Consider the following 17,260-nt stretch of genomic DNA (forward strand, 5'->3'; position numbering starts at 1 on the left):
GTGCCGCACGTCCGCGGGAGTGACTGTCGTTCCAGGTAACGCCAGTACCTCCTTCAGTTCCTGGTGCCCGTCTACGGTGGAGGCATGGACAACCGAGCCGCGATCCGTGAGTTCCTCGCCTCGAGGCGCGCGCGGATCACCCCGGAACAGGCGGGACTACCGGCTTACGGCGGCAACCGCCGGGTCAAGGGGCTGCGCCGCGAAGAGGTCGCCATGCTGGCGGGAATGAGCATCGACTACTACGTGCGGCTCGAGCGCGGGCACCTGGGCGGGGCCTCCGACACCGTCCTCGAAGGGCTCGCCCGGGCGCTCCAGCTCGACGACGCCGAGCGGGCGCACCTGTTCGATCTCGCCCGCGCCGCCGAGCCGACTCCCGCGCGCAACCGAAAGACAGCGCCCGCGACCGTGCCGGCCAGCGTCCAGCTCGTGCTCGACGCCGTGAACGACGCACCGGCCTGGGTTCGCAACGCCCGCCACGACATGCTCGCCGCGAACCGGATGGCCCGCGCACTCCACGCTCCGATGCTCGCGGACCCGCGCCGCCCCGCGAACAGCGCCCGCTTCGTCTATCTCGACCCGGCGTCCCACGACTTCTTCCAGGACTGGGAACGCGCCGCCGACGACATCGCCGCCATGCTGCGCTCCGAGGCCGGGCGCAATCCGCACGACAAGCTCCTGATCGAACTCATCGGTGAGCTGTCCACCCGCAGCGAGGACTTCCGCACCCGCTGGGCCGCCCACAACGTCCGCTTCCACCGCACCGGCCTGAAGAAGTTCCACCACCCGGTCGTCGGCGACCTGGAGCTCACTTTCGAGGCGATGGAGTTCCCCGCCCACCCCGGTCTCACCCTCCTGGCGTACGTCGCCCCCGTCGGCAGCCCGACCGCCGACAGCCTCAAACTCCTCGCCAGCTGGGCCGCCAGCACAGAAGTTCCTCAGCATTAGGGAGCACTTGACCGTCTGACTGCCACCTCGACGAACTTGGCGAGGTCGGCGGAACGACTGCCGGCCGGCCAGACGACGAGCATCTGGTACGGCTCGACGTCGGTCACCGGCCGGTAGACGACGTCCGGCCGGATGTTGCGCTCGGCCATCGACTGCGGCACGAGCGCGACCGCCTGCCCGAAGGCAACCACCTCCAGCAGTTGCGACGAGTCCTGCACGATCGGCCCGTCCACCGGATCGTCCGGCCGCGCAGACCAGTAGTTGCGCTCAGCAACGTTAGCCCGGCTCCAGCGCGGCGCCGGGATCCCGGCCAGGTCGTCGGGCGCCAGCACCTCGCGCGCCGCCAACTCGTGCCGCACCGGAAGCGCGGCGACCCGCGGCTCCGTGTACAGCAGCTCGGTTTCCAGTCCGTGGTCGTCGAACGGCCGGCTGACGAGCGCAACGTCCGCCCGCCCGTCCCGCACCATGTCGGCCTGCTCCCCGAAGCCGCTCACCACCACCTGCACACCCGGCAACTCACCCTGGAGCTCCGTCACGATCCGGTGCAGCACCTCGGTGGCGACGCCAGGCTTCGCCGTCACCACGAGTCCTCCGGACGACTGGCCGGCGCGCTGCGTCCGCCGTACCGCCGAGTCGAGCGCATCCAGCACCGGCCCCGACTCCTTCAGCAGTGTCTCGCCAGCCTCGGTCAGCCCGAGGCGCGAGCCGGAGCGGTCGAACAGGTCGACGCCGAGGCGGTGCTCGAGTTGGCGCATCGCGCGGGACAGCGGCGGCTGCGCGATGCCCAGGCGCTCGGCGGCGCGGGTGATGTTCAGGTCCTCGGCGACGGCGCGGAAGTACCGCAGTTCGCGGATCTCGGGTTCCGGCATACCTCCAGGGTATGGCGGACCACCTGATCGGTGTTGGTCCGCGGGGGTGGGTGCGCGCTGGACTGGAGGCATGAATCAGAACGAAGTCGCCCTGGTGACGGGCGGAAACAAAGGCATCGGCCATGAGATCGTGCGCCAGCTCGCGGCACGTGGACTCACGGTGTATCTGGGCGCACGGAGTCCGGCTCTGGGCGCTCGTGCCGCAGAGCAGCTGACCGGCGACGTGCGGTTCGTGCAGCTGGATGTGACGGACGTGGAGTCGGTCGCCGCAGCCGCCAAGCAGGTCGAGGCAGACTCCGGCCGGCTCGATGTGCTGGTGAACAATGCCGGCATCGTGTCCGAGTGGGGTATGGCGGTCGCCGACATCACGGCCGAACAGGTGCGATCGGCGTACGACGTGAACGTGTTCGGTGTGGTCGGGGTGATCAACGCCTTCGTACCCCTCCTGCGACGGTCGCCGAACGCACGGATCGTGAACATGTCGAGCGGACTCGGCTCGGTCAACCTCCTCTCGGAACTCGACGGCCGCCTCGCAACCCAAGGACTGCTCGCCTACAGCTCGTCGAAGGCGGCTCTCAACGCCCTGACTCTGGTCTACGCAAGCGCCCTGCGCGCAGACGGCATCAAGGTGAACGCCGCCACCCCGGGCCTCGTGCCGACCGACCTGAACTCGCAGGCCTCCGTACCACGCGGCGAGCGAACCGTGGCCGACGGAGCAGCCGTCCCGGTCGCTCTCGCCACACTCCCGTCCGACGGCCCGACCGGCGTCTTCAGAGGACCGGAGTCACTGACCGACGTGGCCCCGTGGTGAGCGCCTGACGGGCTATCAGGAGGGTGGTTGTGGTGCCGAGGATGCCGGCTGCGGCCATGGTGAGGTTTGGCGCGAGGAAGGAGCCGACTACGCCGCCTAGAGCGATGCTCACGCCCTGGATCGCCATCAGGCCGCTGGTCTGGACGGTGAACAGGCGGCCGCGGTACGACGGATCGGCGTGCTGCAGGATCAGTGGGTCGATGGCCTGGTTGAAGGCGTAGCCGGAGCCGGAGATTGCGAGGAGTACTGCGGCGACCGGGATCGGTGGTGTGGTCAGGAACGCGATCGCGGGGAGCTGGCTAAGTAGCAGGAACGGGACGACGAGCCGTCGCCGCGCGGAAGGGGTGAATCGCGCGACGACGAGCTCGCCGAGCACACTGCCGACGGCGTACCCGGTGAACAACGCACCGGCGGCAGCGGCTGCGGTGCCGACCTGAGCGGTGTACGCGACGGCCAGTCCGTCCGGGACGGACGAGAACGCCGGGGCCACCCAGGTCAGCAGGATCAGGTTGCGGAGCTTGGCGTTCGCGAACAGGAACTGCAAGCCGGTCCATGAGTCGCGGACTGTGTTGCTCTTACGTTCTCCCGGAGGCGTGTACGGCGTACCCGTCGCGATCAGCACCGCCGACGCGATGAAGGTCACCGCGTCGAGGGCCAGCAGCCAGTTCGCGCCGACCACCGCGACCACGATCCCGCCGAGCGCGAACCCGGTCAGCACCGCGACCTGACTGATTGCCCTCAGCAAGGACCTGCCGACCGGGAAGAGGTCCGCCGGCAACAGGTGCGCGAGGCTGGCTGCCCGTGCGCCCGCGAAGACCGGCGCCACGAAACCGGTCACCACCAGCAGCCCCAGTAGCCCGCCGACCGGCATCCCCGGGATCAGCATCAGTCCGATGGCCGCCGCGCTGACCACGTCGCACGCAACCAGGACCCGGCGCGCGGGGAACCGGTCCGCGATCGACGAGAACAGCACGCCGCTGACGGCGTACGGCAGGAACGAACAGGCCAGGACGAGGGCCGACAGCAACGGCGAGCCGGTCCGCTCGAAGATCAGGATGGACAGCGCGACCTGTGCCGCCACCGTGCCCAGCATCGAGACGGTGTGGGCGGCGTAGACGGCGCGCAGGCCGGGAAGGCTGAGTACAGCTCGGTAGGTCCTCACGCGGCGAGCGTGCACGGGTTCCGGCGACGCGGCGTAGAGTTTTGGTTGTGGCCGAAAGTTCTCGATGACGGTACTTCGCTTCACCCAGGCGGACGCGCTGCGGTGCCGGTTCGGGGCGTCGCCGTTGTGGGAGACGATGTCCGCCGTACGAGTGCTGAACGGATCGAAGCACCGGCCGTTGTACGGCGACTGGATCGCCGCGCAGCGGGAATCGGCAGCGCAACTGGGCCTGCGCGGGTTGAAGGCGGTGCAGCCCCGCGTCGGGTTCACGCCGGACTTCCTGACCCCGCCGCCGAAGGCGTCCCGGGCGAAGTTCGCGACCGAGATCGCCCGCGTCCGTAGTACGCCGCTCGAGACGGTCCGCACCGAACTGATCCGTTCACGGGACGAGTTGAAGAACCCCGGTGCGCCGGAGATCGACAAGATGCTGGAAGACCTGGCCGGCACCCGCGAACGGCTCGCGGACGAGATCGAGGGCGCGTGGGAGGCCCTGATCAAGCCGGACTGGCCGCTGATCAGTCGCGTCCTCGAGGACGACATCGCGTACCGCGGCCAGCAGCTGACCGACGGCGGCCTGGCCGGGCTGTTCGACGATCTACATCCGACCCTGGCCTGGGAGGACGACCGCCTGATCGCCACCCGCTACCGCTCCGAGGACCGCGATCTCGCCGGCCAGGGCCTGCTCCTGGTACCCGGCGTCTTCGCCTGGCCGTACCTCGTGATCGTCGTCGACCCGGCGTACCACCCGACGCTCGTCTACCCGGCCCGCGGCGCCGCCCGCCTGTGGTCCGACGCCCCCGCTCCCCCGGATCCGCTGGCCCGCCTCCTCGGTCGCACCCGCGCGACCCTGCTCGTCGCACTCGACCCGCCCGCCACCACCAGCGCGCTCGCCGCCCAGTACAACCTCGCCCTCGCCACGGTCGCCGAACACCTGTCGGCGTTGTACGACGCGGGCCTCGCGACACGTCGTCGTACCGGTCACCAGGTCCACTACCGCCGTACCGAGGTTGGACAGGCCGTCATCGACGCATCCGTCGGATAACCGGCTCGCGGCGCGAGAATGCTGCAATGAACAAGCCGACGAGCACTCGCCACACCCGGCGCTGGCCGGCCTCGCTGGCGGTGGTCGCGGTCCTGGTGCTGCAGGTCCTGGTGCCGACGCAGATCAACGCACTCCCGCGGTGGCTGATGCCCGTACTCGGTGGACTCCTGCTGCTGCCGCTGGTGTGGATGAACCCGTTCCACCTGCGTCGCGACGAGCCCTGGCTGCGATCGGTCGAACTCGTCCTGCTCGCGGTTCTGGTCGCGGTGAACGCGTACTACCTGGCCGGGATGATCTTCTTCCTCAACAACGGCGACGCGGGGGACGGCAAGGTCCTGGTGAAGAGCGCGCTGCTGATCTGGGTGACGAACGTGGTCGCGTTCGCGGTCTGGTACTGGGAGATCGACCGCGGCGGCCCGTTCGCCCGGGCGCCCGAGCACGAGCGTGAGACCGAGCGCGCGGACCTGCTGTTCCCGCAGATGACCGTCGACCTGCCGGGGTGGAAGGGCTGGCTGCCCGGCTTCACCGACTACCTGTACGTCGCGCTCACGAACGCGACGGCGTTCAGCCCGACCGACACGCTGCCGCTGACCTCCCGGGTCAAGACGCTGATGGGCATCCAGTCAGCGATCTCATTGTTGACAATCGCCATCATCGCGGCCCGCGCGGTGAACGTCCTCTGAGATCCCACTCGACAGCCATGTAATGGGCATGAGAGCGTTATGCCCATGTACAGCACGAAGTCGGTGGGGTTGGGGTTCGCGGTCTTCTCCGCGATCACGTTCGGCGGGTCGGGTCCGTTCGCGAAGGCGCTGATCGGCGCCGGTTTCTCGCCGCAGCAGGCGGCCTGGTTACGGATCCTCGGTGCCGCCGCGGTGCTGGTTCCGCTCGTGCTGGCCCTCCGCGGCCGCGCCGGGCTGCGCTCGGCGCGGGCCTCCTGGAAATCGCTGGCGCTCTACGGACTGACCGGTATCGCCGGCTGCCAGACGCTGTTCTTCATCGCGGCCAGCCGGCTGCCGGTCGGCGTCGCGCTGATGCTCGAGTTCTCCGGCCCGGTGCTGGTCGTCGCGTGGCTGAAGTTCGGCCAGAAGGTCGCCGTACCGCGGTCCGCCGCGATCGGGGTGAGCATCGCGCTCGTCGGTCTCGCGACGGTGGCCGAGATCTGGTCCGGGTTGCGGATCGACCTGATCGGCCTGCTCGCTGGTCTCGGTGCGGCCGCGTGCCAGGCGACGTACTTCATCCTGATCGACAAGCTGACCGGCGCCGCGGATCCCCTGGTGATGACCGCGGCCGGAAGCGTGGTCGGCGCCTTCGTACTGACGCTGATCGCGGCACCGTGGGGTACGCCGTGGCACGTGCTGGTCGACTCGATCGCGATCGGCGAGCGGCATGCTCCGGGCTGGGTGATGGCCGCGTGGCTGATCCTGGTGAGCACGGTCGTCGCCTATTTGGCGGGCGCGGCCGCCGTCCAGCGACTCTCCGCGCCGATCGCGGGAGCGGTCGCGTACGTCGAGGTGGTCGCGGCCTGCGTCTTCGCCCTGATCCTCCTCGGCGAGACGCTCCGCACCAACCAGATCATCGGCGGTGCGATCGTGCTGGCCGGCGCCTTCGTGGCCCAGTCGTCGGTGGGGAAGGTCGCGTCTCCGGAGATTCCCGACGCTCCCCCGACCGACGTACTGGATCGGGCAGCCATCTAGCGCCTCATCGCAACGAGTCGACGAGTTCCCGCGGCAGGCCGTGGGTTTCGTGCAGGTACTCGTAGTCGGTGTCGTCGAGGGACTTGTGGAACCGCTCGTGGCTGAGCACCTTGCGGCCCCGGTCGAGCAGGTTGCTGAACCGGATCTCCTCGTCGATCAGGATCCGCCGGATCAGCGTCACCGTCTCGCCCTGGTGGAAGTGGTGCAGCGTGTGCTCGAACAGCTCGATCGGCAGGTCGGACAGCGACCGGGACTCGTCGTTCTGCCAGAGGATTGTCAACAATCGGCGGATCAACCGGCGCAGCACGTACCCGCGACCGGTGTTCGACGGGTGCACGCCGTCGCCGACGATCACGATGCTGGACCGCAGGTGATCGATGACGATCCGCTGCGACCGCTCGTCCAGTGACCACAGCTTCGGGACGATCCGCATCCACGGCTCGAACAGCGAGGTCTCGTACACCGACGGCCTGCCCTCCAGGAGCATCGTCAGCCGCTCCAGGCCGAGTCCGGTGTCGATGTTCTGCTGCTTCAACTCCTCCAGCGAGCCGTCGTCGTGGCGGCGGTACCGCATCATCACGTGGTTCCACACCTCGACCCAGCGGTCGTCGGTGGTCGGCGTACCCTCCGGCTCCCCCTCACCGGTCCAGACGAAGATCTCCGAGTCCGGACCGCACGGACCGGTCGGGCCGTTCGACCACCAGTTGTCGTCGGTGGTCAGCTCGATCGGCAGACCGAGCTCCTGCCAGGTGCGGAGCGACTCCTGGTCGAGCGGCACCTGCTCGTCGCCGCCGAACACGGTCACGTACATCCGCCGCGGGTCCAGACCGAACCGGGTGGTGAGCAGCTCGTACCCCCAGCGCAGGGTCTCGTTGCTGCCGTAGTCCCCCAGCGACCACGAGCCCAGCATCTCGAACACCGTCAGGTGGGTCGGATCCCCCACCTCGTCGAGATCGGTGGTTCGCAGGCATCGCTGGATGCCCACGAGTCTGCGTCCCAGGGGATGAGGTTCGCCCTCCAGATACGGGGTGAGCGGATGCATCCCCGAGGTCGTGAAGAGCACGGGATCGCCGAGCCGCGGAATGAGCGTGGACCCGGTCGTCGGGACGTGCTCGCGGTCGAGGAAGAAGTCGATGAAAGTCCTGCTGATGCTCATGGTTCTTGTCCTTGTCGAATTCAGGACCGGAACCAGACCACCGGGCTACAGAGACAACAACACCGGCGAACCGTTTCCGGTCGCCGGTGGAAGTGTGTGAATGTCAGGCCGCGGCAGCCGGAGAGCATGAAGCTCGTACGGCTGCGGCAAGTCGGAACATTCGGTGCATGTCGGCCAGAGTACACGACACCGGCCGCCCGCTGTCCACCAGATACGTCCGAGTTCCCGCGGCCCGGCGCGTCACGCGTCCAGCAGTTCCCGCAGAACGGTGCCCGACCTCGCCCAGGTCCACTCGTCCTCGATCCAGTTCGCCCGGCGGCGCCCATGGCGGCCCGGTCCTCGGCGTTCGTCAGCAGTTCGACCAGGCGAACACCGACCGCATCGGGGTTGTACGGGTCGACCAGGTATCCCGTCGTACCGTGCACCACCGTGTCGGACGCACCACCGGAATCGCCTACCAGCACAGGCTTTCCGGTGGCCGACGCCTCCAGCGTGACGATCCCGAGCGCCTCCGGCTCCAGCCCGAACCGCCGCGTCCGGCACGGCATCGCGAACACATCGGCCGCGTCGACGTACGGCGGAATCTCCGCCCACGGAACCGGGCCGGTGAACACCACCGCGTCCGCCACGCCGACGGCCACCGCCAGGTCCTCGAGGTACTCGCGGTCCGGCCCACCGCCCACCAGCAGGAGCCGCGCGTCAGGCACCGACTTCTGGACCCGCGACCACGCGCGGATCAGCGTGTCCTGCCCCTTCCGGCGAATCAGCCGCGACACACAGGCGACCACCGGAACGCCGTCCAGCCCGAGGCCCTTGCGAATCTGCTCTCCCCCGCACCCCGGCGCGAACCGGCGCGTGTCGACCCCGGGCGTCAGTCGCCGCATCCGTTGCGCTGCCGCCGGCGACAGCGCCGGAGCGATCCGATCGGCACACCACGACGACACCGTCGTCACCGTGTCCGCCGCATCACCGATCCGCCGCAGCGCCCGCCGGGCCCCGGGTACGCCGGCCCACCAGGTCTCATGTCCGTGCGTCATCGCGACGATCCGCCGCGCACCGGCCCGCCGCAGCGCCGGGCCCATCAACCCGAGCGGAGCCGCCGCGCCGAACAGGATCCGGTCGGCGCCGTGCTCGCGCATCAGCCCGACGGCGCGCTTGGTGACCCGGGCCGTGGGCAACAACATCGACGTACGATCGCGGATCACGGGGAACGGCAGCGTCGCGTCGTACGCCGTATCGCCAACCTCGTGTGAGGTGTAGACGACGACCTCGGGCAGCTGGTCGCACAACGAGCGGACGAACGTCTCGATCCCGCCCTGGCGTGGCGGGAAGTCATTGGTGACGACCAGGACGGTCATCGCGGGGCCAGCGGTGGGACCGTACCGCCGTTCTCGGCCGCCCACGCGCGGCCCATCGCGATCCGCTCCGGCGCGGTCGGGTGGCTGGCGAACATCCAGTACCGCCAGGCGCTCGGGTCGAGTCCCGAGATGTTCCGGACGGCGAGGTCGTGCTGCATCGCGACGAAGTTCCGCGGGTCGTTCGTCAGGCGCAGCGAGTGGTAGTCGGCGCGCGCCTCGATCTTGCGGCTCACCAGGTTCTGGATCGGGCTCGCGAGCGTCGTACCGGCCACGATCATCGCGACCAGCACCGCCACCCGTCGCGGGTCGGCGATCCGTGCCCCGAGCAACAAGTACAGCAACGTGATGCCGAACGCCGTACCGAGCACGCCGATCAACGTGCCGTGCAGTACGTCGTCCTCGGCGGCGTGACCGAGCTCGTGCGCGACCACGAGGCGGACCTGCGCGGGCGGCGTGTCCTTCAGGAGCGTGTCGTAGACGACCAGCCGACGGGTCGAACCGAAGCCGGACACATACGCGTTCAGGGCTGTGGTCCGCTTCGACGCGTCGGCGACCAGCACGTCCTTGACGGGTACGCCGTCGTCGGCCGCGAGCCTCAGGAAGTCGTTGCGCAGGGCACCGGCCGGCATCGACGTGAAGTTGTTGAACCGGGGCTCGATCAGCACCGGGTACGCGAACGACACGCCCAGCACGAGCAGCGCGGCGGCGATTGCCCCCGGCAACCACCAGCCCTTCCAGCGTTTCGCGAACCCGATCAGGACGACCGCCAGCACACTGACGCCGAGTGACGTGATCGCCCAGTTCACGCCGCGGTCCCAGACCCACAATCGCCAGTTCTCCACCGCCAGCCCGTACTTCAGGCTGACCCGCTGGGCGAGCACGTCGGTCGGGACCGTGAGCAGGTTGGTGATCAGCGCGATCCCGGCCACCGTGACCGGGACGGCGAGGAACCACCAGCGGATCCGCAGACCGTCGTACAACCGGCGGCCGAGCGGGCTGAAGCCGATCACCAGCGGGACCACGATCGAGATGATCCAGGACGCCGTCGACCAGCGCAGGATCTCGTGCCGGAACGCGTTCTGGCGGGCGATCTCAGCGGAGGTGAAATCGAGGGCGGCATCCGGCTTCGGCAGATCGATCAGGTGCCACGGGGTCGTGACGGCGATCGCGAACACCAGGGCGAGCGCCAGCAGCCCGCCCGCGGCACGAGGAGCCCACGGACCGGAGGCCTTCTTAGGCACCGGCGAGCCTCTCGAGGTACTTCTGCCATTCGGCGACGAACTCGGCCTCGGTCATCCCGAGCACCGACTTGAACGCGTCCGCGAGCCCGGTCGAGCTCTTCGACGCGTGCACGGCCCGGTAGAACTTCACGAGCTTGTCCTGTCCCTCGCGCTCGGCGATCAGCCGGCAGGCCAGCCACGCCGACTCGTACGCCTGCGGCAACTCGGTCGCCGACGCCGCGAACGCCTCGGGTGTCGGCAACGTGGCGGGCACCTTCCCGGCGCGCACCGCCTTGAACAACTCCTTCGCCGCCGACTCGTCCTGCACGGGTACGGCGGTGAACGCGACGTAGTCCGCGAAACCTTCGGCGAGCCACAGCGGCACCGGTGAGGCGGTCGCGGTCGACGCGACGTGCGTGGTCTCGTGGGTCAGCACGATCCGCCGGCCCTGCTTGCCGAGTTCCTCGAACAGCTTCGGGTTCGCGACGATCCGCACCGGCGCCCCGACGGCCGGCGTGTCCAGCTCGGCCATCGTGACCGCGGCGATCTGGGTGTACGTGTTCGGCTGCGCGCCGAGAACACCTTCCATCTGGGCCTGTTTCGCGGGCAGGTAGATGACGACCTTCTGCCGCCAGCCCTTCCCCCACACCTTCGTCACAGACTCGACCGCCTTGTCGGCGACCGACACATAGCTTCGCGCCTCGGATTCCGAGTCGAGGCTGATCACCAGGCTGTGCTTGCCCTTGGCCAGGTCGATCGGGCCGAGCGCCCACACCGGCTTGCGCTGTCCCGCCACGAATCGCTCCGAGAACGAGGCGGCGTACGTCGTCCCGTCGCGGGTCACGAACGTCACCGGGAGGGTCTCGCGCGCGGGCTTCACGTCGTACCCGGAGAGCTGCCAGGAGACCTCGACCTGCGCCAGCCAGGACTGCGTCCCGCCGAGCTCGGCCTGCCGGTCCGGGGCCAGGGCCGCGCTGTCGTCGCTCACGTACCGTAACTGGAAGGTGCCGAGCGGGAGCGCGCTGAGGTTGCTGAAGATCGTCCGCGCGCTGGCCCGGAACGCCGTGGCCTTCGGGTCGACGGTGTTCAGGAACTCGGTGCGGTCCTCGTTCTCGACCGCGTCGGTCATCTTCTGGAGTACCGCTTGACCGGCGACCGCCCGCTGGACGCCGGCCTGGGCCTGATCGGGTGTGGTCGGCGACGACTGCGACGGCGGGTGCGTACCGCCGGCGTTCGGGTCGGCCGGGGCGTTGGCGATGTGCTGAAGCCCGGCGTACCCGGCCCCGGCGACCAGGCAGACGGCGACGCCGAGAGCGACCTTCTTCAGGATCGGCGCGAACGGCGGGCGCTGCTGCGGATCATCGGCGTACGGCTCCGCCAGGTGATCGATCGGCTCCTCAGCGTCACCGGCCGACGGGATCACCGGCAGCGGAACCGTATCGCCGTGCTCGTCGATCACCTCGGCCCCTCGCTGCTCACCTGCCCCAGTCAGGCGGGACACCCGGCCTCCTCCGACACTACGGCATCACCACGGAACGGCAGCACCAGGAAACGGATCGGCTCCGGGGAGACCCCCGGAGCCGATGAGTATGTCAACGTGGCAGGTCAGCCCGGACGGACCGCGGTGTTGTACGGGTTCTCGTCCAGCGGGCTGATCTCGACACTCTTGCCCGGACGGGGCGCGTGCACGATCCGGCCGTTGCCGAGGTAGATGCCGACGTGGCTGATCGGGCTGAAGAAGAAGACCAGGTCGCCCGGCATCAGCTCGGACTTGCTGACCCGGCGGCCCTCGCTGGCCTGCGCCTTCGACGAGTGCGAGAGCGAGACACCGGCCTTGCCCCAGGCGTACATCGTCAGGCCCGAGCAGTCGTACGAGTTCGGGCCGGCGGCGCCCCAGACGTAGGAATCGCCGAGCTGGGACAGCGCGGCGTTGATCGCGATCTTCGCGCGGCCGCTGGCCGGGACGTTCGGCAGGTCCTTGTCGTCGCCGGTCCGGTCGCCGTCGCGGGTCGGGCGCTGCTTGCGCGCCTCCTCCGCCTCCTTGGCGTTCTCTTCCTCGATCCGCTTCTGCTCGGCCTCGCTGAGCTTGTCGAGCACCTTCTGGGCGGCGTCGAGCTTGGTGTTGATCTGCTTCTTGAACACGTCCTGCTTCGCCTGCACGGCCTGGAGCGCGCCCAGCTCGGCCTGCTCACTGGCCTGCAGGTCGGTGAGCTTGCCCTGCGCGATCTGGAAGCGCCGCAGTGCCGAGTTCTGCTGGCCGGCGAAAGCCTGCGCGGTCGACGCCTGGCTGAGGAACTGGTCGGGGTTGCTCGACAGCAGCAGCTGCGCCGTCGTGGAGATCCCCGAGGTCTGGTAGCCGGCGACCGCGAGCGAACCGATCTGGCGCTTCACCGCATCCACCTGGGCCTGCTGCTTGGCGATCCCCGCCTGCAGGGCCTTCACCCGGGCGGACGAGGCGGTGATCTGCCCGCGCAAGTCGTTCGCCGACTCACCGGCTTCCTCGGCCTCGTGCTGCAGCGTGGCGATCTGCTTCTTCGCCTCCTCCAGGGTGGGCTTGGGGTCGGCGTCAGCCGCTCCCTGGATGAAGATCACACCCGCAGCGACAGCCGTGCTGGTGATGGCGGCGAGGGCGATTCCCTTGGTGCGGTTGATGCGTCCGGTGGACACAGCCCGGTCGGTCCCTTCCTCTGCTCGCGCCGTCCCCGATGACCTGGCTTCCGCGGACATCGTCCACGGGATCCGCCGGATCACTCCCTCGGCTTGCCGCTGCCCGGTCGGCCGGAGCGGCCGACACCCTGAGGCAACGAGACGTAACAGTAGTGACCGTTTCGTGACCAGTGCAATTCGCCCCTCGGGTTTGATCCAAAATTAACGAAGGATCATCCCGACCCAACGGCCGTTTCGTCTTCTCCGGCAGGCGATTCGGCAGCAATGTCCGGCTCGACACTACTGACGGCGTGCACGAGGCGCAGCGGCGGCACCAGACCGGAGTCCGCAAGCGCGTCCAGTGCGGCTTTCTCGTCGTCGTCGATGCGCAGGCTGCCGGACCGTTCCTCCGAGAACCCCAGCACCACTGTCACGACGCAGTCCTGGCAACCCGGACCCTTCATCACACAAGCGTCGCAGTCGATCAGCACAACATCCTCCAAGTGGGGAAGCACCCGGACTTGCATCCGGCTGAGAAGGACGCTAGAGAACCCCGCCGACAGTTTTTTGCTGTGCTCTGTTGTCAGGTGCGTGCGATGCGTGCTGTCAGGCTGCTTGCGGACAGTGAACGGGCGCCCAGCTGGATGATGCTGTCGGCAACCTCGCGGTCGGTGGACACGACCACGACCGGGCGGCCCGGCGGCTCGGCGCGAACCAGTTGCCGGATCACCTCGTCGGCGATCACCCCGGCCGGGCTGAACCGCACCCGCACACCACGCGGCGGATTCAGCTGCACCGGCCCCGACAGCTCGGCGCCGTCGAACACCACGGTGATCTCGACCCGGCGCTGCGCGACCAGTGCGCCCAGGGCTATGACGAGGCGCTGACGCTGCGAGTGCAGCGGCGAGTTCGGCCAGGCGGTCTTCGTCACGTTGTAGCCGTCGATGATCAGATGCACCTGCGGCAACGCCAGCAGTTCGTCGAACAACGCCGGGTCGTCCTCAGGCGCCGTACGTCCGACCGGTGCCGCGTCGGGCTCGGAGCCGGCCACCGTGTCCGCCGGGCGGAGCTCTCCCCCGGGCGGCAACGCCAGCTCACGGCGCAGGCCGCTCGCTGCCTCGAGCAACGTGTCCAGCAGCAGCCGCGTGCGGGTCGACGCCAGCTCCCGCTCCTGGCCCGCCGTACGCCGGGCCGCGTGCTCGACCGCTTCCAGCTCGGTGATCCGCGTGCGGAGCTTGCGCAGCTCCCGCTCGACCTCGGCGCGAACCGCTTCGACGCGTTCGTCGGCGCTCTCGGCCTCCTTCGTGCGTTGCTCGTTCTCGGTCTGCAGACCGGTGATCCGCTGCCGCGCCTCGTTGAGCTTGCGGCGCAGCGTGACGTTCTCGGCCTTGAGTTCGTTGACCTGTTCACGAAGCCGTTCGCGGACCTGCCGGGTCTCGGTGCGCGCCTGGTCGAGCTGGTCGGCGAGCCGGTTGACGGCTTCCTCGTCGGCGCGCGGATTCTCCACCGGGACCTGGGCGGCCGCGGCGACATGCTGCTCCCAGTCGTCCGGGCGCAGCAGGTACGCGAGCGCGGCCACCTCCACCGGATCCGCGGCGGGTACGGCGACACCGTCGGCCACCGCATCGCCGAGCTCCGGGTGCTCCCGCCGTACCTCGAAGGCGGCGAGCCGGCGGAAATGGTCGTCGGTGTCCAGGATCGGCCCGAGCACCGAGGCGGACAGCTTCGCCCGTTTCGCCGGCGCGAAGCTGGCGAACCGCCGCAGCGGCGCCGGGATGTCGGACGCGGGCAGCTGGCCGAGTGCGTGCGCGGCGAGGGTCAGGACGCGTTGCCGGACCGGTTCAGGCAAAGTCGTAGCGGCGGAGCTCGCGGCGGTGCCGGCCTCAGTCACCGGTCCGCAGTCCGGCAGAAACGAGGAGCCGGCAGCAGCTGCTGGGCCAGTGACGCAGACCACAGCGCGCGGGCATCCGGCCCCGAATCGCGGTGATCGCCTGTGTACGCATACAGAGAGCCTAGTCGACTCGCAGGCGTGTCACCTGCGGAATTGTCGGTGGCGGCTCTTAGCGTCGTGGACATGACCAGCCCAGGGCATGCGCCGGCCCAGGAATCCGTAGAGCATCCGCTGCTGCCGATCCGCGGGGTGCAGCACAGTTTCGACGACCTGGGTACGCCGTTGCGGGACATCACCTTCTGCGTCGTCGACCTGGAGACCACGGGCAATCCGCCGGGCGAGGGCGGTATCACCGAGATCGGCGCGGTCAAGGTGCGCGCGGGCGAGGTGATCGGCGAGTTCCAGACGCTGGTGAACCCGTCGGAGTCGATCCCGCCGTTCATCGCCGTACTGACCGGCATCACGAACGGGATGGTTGCCACGTCCCCCCGGATCGAGTCGGTGCTGCCCGCGTTCCTGGAGTTCGCGCAGGGCTGCGTGATGGTCGCGCACAACGCGCCGTTCGACATGGGCTTCCTGAAACACGAGAGCCTCGTGCACGGGTACGACTGGCCCGACTTCGCGGTCGTCGACACCGCGCTGCTGGCCCGTCGCGTGATCACTCCCGACGAAGCGCCGAACTGCAAACTCGGCACACTGGCCAAGCTGTTCCGTACGACGACCACGCCGAACCACCGCGCACTGTCCGACGCGCGCGCCACCGTCGACGTACTGCACGGGCTGTTCGAGCGGGTCGGGTCGTTGGGCGTGCAAACGGTGGAGGACCTGCAGACGTTCTCGTCCCGGGTCGCGCCCGCGGTCCGGGCCAAACGCCACCTGGCCGAGTCGTTGCCGCACGCACCGGGTGTGTACCTGTTCACCGACGACCGCGGCGAGGTGCTGTACGTCGGGAAGTCCAAGGACCTGCGGACCCGGGTGCGCTCGTACTTCACCGCCTCCGAGACCAGGAACCGGATCGGCGAGATGGTCGGTATCGCCACCGCCGTCCGCGGGATCGAGTGCGGGACACCGCTGGAGGCCGAAGTACGGGAGCTGCGGCTGATCGCGGAGCACAAACCGCGGTACAACCGGCGGTCCAAGTTCCCGGAGCGGCAGCATTGGCTGAAGGTCACCGTCGAACCGTTTCCGCGGTTGTCCCTGGTCAAACAGGTGCGCGACGACGACGCCGGGTACCTCGGGCCGTTCAGCTCGCGGAAGACGGCCGAGCGGGCGATGGCCGCGCTGCACGAGGCGTTCCCGATCCGGCAGTGCACCGCGCGAATGTCCAAGCACCCCTCGTTGTCGCCCTGCGTGCTGGCCGAGATGGGGCGGTGCGTCGCACCCTGCGACGGGCGGATCTCGATGGATTCGTACGGCGAATTCGTCGCCGGGCTGCGGTCGGCGCTGACCGTGGACCCGACGCCGGTCGTGGACGCGCTCGACCGGCGGATCGACGTACTCTCCGCCGACGAGCGGTTCGAGGACGCCGCCGTACACCGGGACCGGTTGAGCGCGTTCGTGCGGAGCTCGGCGCGGATGCAGCGGATGGCGTCCGTGACCGGGTGCGCCGAGATCTGTGCCGCCAGGCGGACCGACGACGGCGGCTGGGAGTTGCACGTGATCCGCCGCGGGCGGCTCGCGGCGGCCGGGTTCAGCCCGCGCGGGACCGACCCCCGGCCGCACTTGGAGATGCTGCGGGCCTCGGCCGAGACGGTGCTGCCCGGGATCGGGCCGGTCGCGGCGGCGTCACCGGAAGAGATCGAGCTGATCCTGCGCTGGCTCGAACTCCCCGGCATCCGGCTGGTCGAGATGGACGGCACCTGGACCTGCCCGGTCGGCGGCGCCGGGCGGCACCTCACGCGCCTCGACAACTCACACACCGACCGCCACCAGCACCCCACCGAACGCCGCCGCAACCTGCGCCCGCTCGGTCCTGCTCGCGTGAGCTAGGCCCTGGCTGGGCGGCGGGCGTTGCGGGGCCTTGGCCACACTATGCTTCAGCCCGTTGAGGTATGAGCTCTGGACGGGTGTTAGGAGAGGACGGCATGGTCACCGCGATCGTGTTCATCAAGGCCGACGTCGCACGGATCCCTGAGGTCGCCGAGCAGGTGGCGACGATCGACGGCGTCAGCGAGGTGTACTCCGTGACCGGCGGGCTCGACCTGATCGCCCTCGTCCGGGTCGCGCGGCACGACGACCTGGCCACCGTGATCCCCGAGCACGTCAACCGGGTGCCGGGCGTGCTGAGCACCGAGACGCACATCGCATTCCGCGCCTACTCGAGCCACGACCTGGAAGCGGCGTTCAGCCTGGGCCAGGACGACTGAATCCAGGCCCTCCGGGACTGGACGAACCGATCTGACTGACACGAGCTGAAGTTACGGTGAATACATGAACGTCCGGGGTCAGTTTGTTGCCGAGCAG

Annotated in this window: 16 protein-coding genes; 7 read left to right on the forward strand and 9 right to left on the reverse strand. The window is 69.2% G+C overall.

The features are described 5' to 3' along the window. Positions 1-84 precede the first annotated feature (84 nt). Entirely contained in the window at positions 85-945 is an 861-nt protein-coding gene (locus tag E0H92_RS16930) for a helix-turn-helix transcriptional regulator (RefSeq protein WP_131462684.1), read from the forward strand. Here the strand turns inward: E0H92_RS16930 and E0H92_RS16935 are convergent. After that, complete coding sequence (locus E0H92_RS16935) at positions 942-1,814, reverse strand: LysR family transcriptional regulator (RefSeq protein WP_131462683.1); 873 nt, start codon at positions 1,812-1,814, stop codon at positions 942-944. The two genes, E0H92_RS16930 and E0H92_RS16935, sit on opposite strands and share 4 nt — an antisense overlap. A 70-nt stretch (positions 1,815-1,884) precedes the next feature. On the opposite strand from E0H92_RS16935, the gene E0H92_RS16940 reads away from it, so the two are divergent. After that, positions 1,885-2,625: an SDR family oxidoreductase gene (locus tag E0H92_RS16940; RefSeq protein ID WP_131496897.1), complete on the forward strand. Its 741-nt coding sequence runs from the start codon at positions 1,885-1,887 to the stop codon at positions 2,623-2,625. Here the strand turns inward: E0H92_RS16940 and E0H92_RS16945 are convergent. Beyond that, on the reverse strand, positions 2,585-3,787 hold the full coding sequence (locus tag E0H92_RS16945; RefSeq protein ID WP_238173462.1) for an MFS transporter: 1,203 nt from the start codon (positions 3,785-3,787) through the stop codon (positions 2,585-2,587). The two genes, E0H92_RS16940 and E0H92_RS16945, sit on opposite strands and share 41 nt — an antisense overlap. A gap of 64 nt (positions 3,788-3,851) precedes the next feature. On the opposite strand from E0H92_RS16945, the gene E0H92_RS45070 reads away from it, so the two are divergent. The 3 genes from E0H92_RS45070 to E0H92_RS16960 are packed head-to-tail and all read left to right on the forward strand — an operon-like array spanning position 3,852 to position 6,526. Continuing rightward, entirely contained in the window at positions 3,852-4,829 is a 978-nt protein-coding gene (locus E0H92_RS45070; protein WP_238173463.1) for a DUF5937 family protein, read from the forward strand. 26 nt (positions 4,830-4,855) lie between these two features. Beyond that, a complete protein-coding gene (locus tag E0H92_RS16955) occupies positions 4,856-5,512 on the forward strand; it encodes a DUF1345 domain-containing protein (protein ID WP_131288859.1) in 657 nt (218 codons plus the stop codon). 45 nt (positions 5,513-5,557) lie between these two features. Then, positions 5,558-6,526 (forward strand): EamA family transporter, encoded by a 969-nt coding sequence (locus E0H92_RS16960; protein WP_238152766.1) that lies wholly within the window; start codon positions 5,558-5,560, stop codon positions 6,524-6,526. 4 nt (positions 6,527-6,530) lie between these two features. Here the strand turns inward: E0H92_RS16960 and E0H92_RS16965 are convergent, their stop codons facing one another. The 7 genes from E0H92_RS16965 to E0H92_RS16995 form a co-directional block, all read right to left on the reverse strand. Further along, the gene (locus tag E0H92_RS16965) at positions 6,531-7,682 is read right to left on the reverse strand and encodes an alanine--tRNA ligase-related protein (protein WP_131462678.1); all 1,152 of its coding nucleotides are present in this window, start codon (positions 7,680-7,682) and stop codon (positions 6,531-6,533) included. Positions 7,683-7,702: 20 nt separating this feature from the next. Continuing rightward, a complete protein-coding gene (locus E0H92_RS16970; protein ID WP_238173464.1) occupies positions 7,703-9,040 on the reverse strand; it encodes a glycosyltransferase family 4 protein in 1,338 nt (445 codons plus the stop codon). Continuing rightward, positions 9,037-10,281: a M48 family metallopeptidase gene (locus tag E0H92_RS16975; protein ID WP_131496900.1), complete on the reverse strand. Its 1,245-nt coding sequence runs from the start codon at positions 10,279-10,281 to the stop codon at positions 9,037-9,039. The genes E0H92_RS16970 and E0H92_RS16975 overlap by 4 nt, the downstream gene beginning before the upstream one ends. After that, a complete protein-coding gene (locus E0H92_RS16980; protein ID WP_131496901.1) occupies positions 10,274-11,761 on the reverse strand; it encodes a hypothetical protein in 1,488 nt (495 codons plus the stop codon). Before E0H92_RS16980 ends, E0H92_RS16975 begins: the two co-directional genes overlap by 8 nt. Positions 11,762-11,865: 104 nt before the next feature. After that, positions 11,866-12,927 (reverse strand): C40 family peptidase, encoded by a 1,062-nt coding sequence (locus E0H92_RS16985; protein ID WP_131496902.1) that lies wholly within the window; start codon positions 12,925-12,927, stop codon positions 11,866-11,868. A gap of 212 nt (positions 12,928-13,139) precedes the next feature. Beyond that, entirely contained in the window at positions 13,140-13,397 is a 258-nt protein-coding gene (locus E0H92_RS16990) for a hypothetical protein (protein ID WP_198682272.1), read from the reverse strand. Between the two features lie 92 nt (positions 13,398-13,489). Then, positions 13,490-14,797: an NYN domain-containing protein gene (locus tag E0H92_RS16995; RefSeq protein WP_131496903.1), complete on the reverse strand. Its 1,308-nt coding sequence runs from the start codon at positions 14,795-14,797 to the stop codon at positions 13,490-13,492. Positions 14,798-14,980: 183 nt separating this feature from the next. Here E0H92_RS16995 and E0H92_RS17000 point away from each other — a divergent pair, with 183 nt between their 5' ends. Then, positions 14,981-16,786 carry a DEDD exonuclease domain-containing protein gene (locus tag E0H92_RS17000; protein ID WP_131462672.1) on the forward strand — a complete coding sequence of 602 codons (1,806 nt, stop codon included), beginning with the start codon at positions 14,981-14,983 and terminating at the stop codon, positions 16,784-16,786. Between the two features lie 95 nt (positions 16,787-16,881). Beyond that, complete coding sequence (locus E0H92_RS17005; RefSeq protein ID WP_131288878.1) at positions 16,882-17,163, forward strand: Lrp/AsnC family transcriptional regulator; 282 nt, start codon at positions 16,882-16,884, stop codon at positions 17,161-17,163. The last annotated feature ends 97 nt before the right edge of the window (positions 17,164-17,260 follow it).

It is taken from the genome of Kribbella speibonae, assembly GCF_004331375.1.
Taxonomy (GTDB): domain Bacteria; phylum Actinomycetota; class Actinomycetes; order Propionibacteriales; family Kribbellaceae; genus Kribbella; species Kribbella sindirgiensis.